Consider the following 3,573-nt stretch of genomic DNA (forward strand, 5'->3'; position numbering starts at 1 on the left):
AGTTTCTTTCATTCTCCAGCCAAATTTTCCTCAGAGATTCCCCACTCAGATAATTCCTCTAAAATCCAAAAACTGTAACGTTATAGTTTAATTTTCATTTTATGAAGCTCTTAAAAAAATCGCGCCTAATAAGAATATAAGGTTGCATCCTCACCAAAATTCTGATATCATAAAATTTAGCTGGGGTTGCTCGCCCATACACATGACTTTTTATTCAACTAAATATACTATAGATTTTCAGCGATCGCGAGGAACAACAAATCTCATTCCCCCCTTAATTTCTAACTCATTCTTTTGATATCTAGGAATAACATGAATATTGCAGTGCATCATTTTTTGTCCTGCAGCACGATTAACATTTATCCCTACATTAAATCCGTCAGGTTGATACTTTTCCTGTAAAATTTTCTGTACCTGATTTACCATCAACCAACATTCTAATTGTTCCTCTATAGGCAACTCAAAATAATTTGCTAGATGACGCTTCGGAATAATTAATGTATGCCCTTTTGTCACTGGATAGCCATCAAGAATTGCATAAGCTCTTGCTGACTCTGTAATTAATTGTAGACTTTTCCGAGGGTTACAAAATAAACATTTGTTTTCCGAATTTTTTTGCTGATTATAATGAATATATTCATAAATTTCACACAATTCATCAACGTGAATAGATTTAAAAGGTAAATTCACTAAACATTGATAAGTTGGTTTCTTGTGTATGAAATGTTCTCGAAAACCCTCCCGCTTCAAACCTCTTCTCACAGCATAATAAGCTTTGCCTCCAGAATGTAATAACTGAGAAACTTCCATCAAAACTTCTAATTGCGGTTGTTCAAACAAAACATTTAAGACATAAAAACAAAGGATAGTATCAAACTTTCCCTGGGGATATTCAGGAAAATAATAAGGGTCGTAACCAGTAATATCAAAGCCTTTTTGTTTTAGTAATTTAACATCATTACCCCAACCACAGCCAAAATCAAGAATTTTACCTACTAGCAAATTTTTCTCTAGCATTAGTTGAGCTGGAAATGAGATAAATTTACGCTCTTTAGCAGTAAGGTGAGTATATTTGTTTGATTGTTGATTGGTAAACAAGGATACTTTTGCGATGGAGTAATGCAGAATACAATAATTATAAGATAATTTATATCAAGTTTGAATTATCAGTGATAAGTAAAATATTCGGTAATCCTATAGATGTAGTGATTTATTATTAAGGCAGGGAATAGGGAATAGGCAACAGCCAACAAAAATATAAATTAATTCGCTCCTTTTAAAGGAATAGTATTTGCTTGCCTACTAAATTTTTTTTGAGAATATCACTACTTGATATACCACTACCAAATATTCTTGTAGGGGCAATTCATGAATTACCCCTACTCTTATCTCTATTCCTTATTATCTATTAGACATTTCCAGAAAAGAGGGAGTAGGGAGTAGGGAGTAGGGAGTAGGGAGTAGGGAGTAGGGAGTAGGGAGTAGGGGGAAAGAATTGATGAATAAGAGTGGGATAATTGATTTTACTTTTTATTATTGGAGATTTCTATTATTTATAGGTATTTAACTAAAGATAGTATAGTATTAGTTATTAGAATGAATTAGATTTTTGATAATTAGTCTATTGGCAATATAGCGTTTCCCAAGCTTATGAGGTACAGTTGTATTTTTGTCTTTTTGTTCCCTGTTCCCAGTTAAGTGTTCCCTCAAACCTAAAATTTTGTACCTCACGCTTTTGGGGAATTGCTATATTTAATTTATTAAGTGACCAGGGAGCAAAAATCTACTTGTTCACATAATTTAGCTTTTACAATTATTGAAATATTTATGCTTAAGACTGTCAAATATTCTCAACATAAATATTCCTAGAACTAATCTCAAATTCCAATAATTACTGATAAATAAAATATCAAGTCTTTCTCACCAAGGATAACAAGGATAAAGAGACGGGATTTATTTGAATCTATCAAAATCATTGGGGTACTTGTCACCCCATGAGGTGAAATGTTTTTTGATAGTTGCTTCAATTCCCTTTCAAAGAACAACTTCTCTCATTCTCCTACTTTCTATTCCCTATTCTCTCGTTTTTATTAATTTCAAGGTTCAAGGTTAAACTAATGAATTATCGAGAAAGAAGCTGGTTTTATATGGTTTTCGACTTTAAAAGTTCAGTCATTCCTAATATTTGGACGAGAGTATTAGTAANTCTCCTACTTTCTATTCCCTATTCTCTCGTTTTTATTAATTTCAAGGTTCAAGGTTAAACTAATGAATTATCGAGAAAGAAGCTGGTTTTATATGGTTTTCGACTTTAAAAGTTCAGTCATTCCTAATATTTGGACGAGAGTATTAGTAATTATGATATTTGCACTGGGAGTGACGATAGCTCATGGTAATAATTTGCCAATGAGTCAGCCAATTTTAGGTAGTATTATCCCTGGAATTGTCCTAGGTTTATTGTTAGTGTTTAGAACAAATACTGCTTATGACCGCTATTGGGAAGGTCGAAAATTAATCGGGTTAATTGCTAAAAATTGCTGCATTATGGCAAAAAACATAATGGTTTTTGTGCCAGAAAATAATAGTGAAGATTACAGCAAAAAAATCTATCATATTCAACTATTGATTGCTCTATTTATGGCGATTAAACTTCAACTTCGGCAGGAGAAAGTTAATGAAGAAATTAAAAGCTATATTTCTGAAATTCAGTATCTACAATTGTCTAGAACTAAGAATATTTCTCTACAAATCACTAAATGGTTAGCAACATATTTTGATGAACTTGCCAAAAATAATTCGATTAATCAATTAACCTTAATAAATTGGAATAAACAGATTGAAGAAATTTATATTTATTTTGGTGGTTGTGAACGAATTGCCTCTACTCCTATTCCTAAAGCTTATTCTATTCACTTGAAACATTTATTACTAATTTATTGCTTTGCTACTCCTTTTCAATTTGTCGCCGAATTAAGTTGGTGGACAATTCCCGTAGCAGGCACTATTAGTTTTGCTCTCTTAGGAGTTGAAGCCATAGGTTTAGAAATAGAAAATCCTTTCGGTTACGATTATAATGACTTGCCCTTAGATAATATTGCAACCAAAATGACAGAAGATATTCAGGAACTCATCAACTCTGGTTCTTTCAATAACTCAGAATTATGGCAGGGGTTGGTTAGTTTGCAGCAAATTACTTAGTAGAAAATAGGAAATAGGAAATAGGGAATAGAAAAAAGATGTAACTTTTGTCATACTATTTATTTGTTTATTTGTCATAATGATTTTAATTTAAGTGCAGTTTCAACCTTCAGAAGTAGAGTTAATTAGAGACCGTTTACAAACAAAAACTTAAGCCCTTGTAGGGTGACTTAGGCGGGCTTATGACTGTAATTTTTCGTGGTTTAAGGTACGCCGTAATCCACCAAATAGCAATATTTTTCCCTTAATATTTACTTTATAAATGCTTTCTTAGCAACATACGATAAGAGACTGGAGAGTAAAATAATTATTAACAGAGCACGCGAAGTGACTAAAATCTAAAAGCGGTAATGCTTCAAGGGATTGAAAGAAGGT

The 3,573-nt window shown here is 32.3% G+C and carries 2 protein-coding genes; one reads left to right on the plus strand and one right to left on the minus strand.

Annotation, left to right across the window (positions count from 1 at the left end; translation table 11 throughout):
• Positions 1–237 precede the first annotated feature (237 nt).
• On the minus strand, positions 238–1,098 hold the full coding sequence (locus tag AFK68_RS05690; RefSeq protein WP_094671945.1) for an HIT family protein: 861 nt from the start codon (positions 1,096–1,098) through the stop codon (positions 238–240).
• A gap of 1,170 nt (positions 1,099–2,268) precedes the next feature.
• On the opposite strand from AFK68_RS05690, the gene AFK68_RS05695 reads away from it, so the two are divergent.
• Positions 2,269–3,198: a bestrophin family protein gene (locus AFK68_RS05695; RefSeq protein ID WP_094671946.1), complete on the plus strand. Its 930-nt coding sequence runs from the start codon at positions 2,269–2,271 to the stop codon at positions 3,196–3,198.
• Positions 3,199–3,573: the final 375 nt, after the last annotated feature.

The sequence above is a fragment of the Hydrocoleum sp. CS-953 genome (genome assembly GCF_002260545.1).
Taxonomy (GTDB): domain Bacteria; phylum Cyanobacteriota; class Cyanobacteriia; order Cyanobacteriales; family Microcoleaceae; genus Trichodesmium.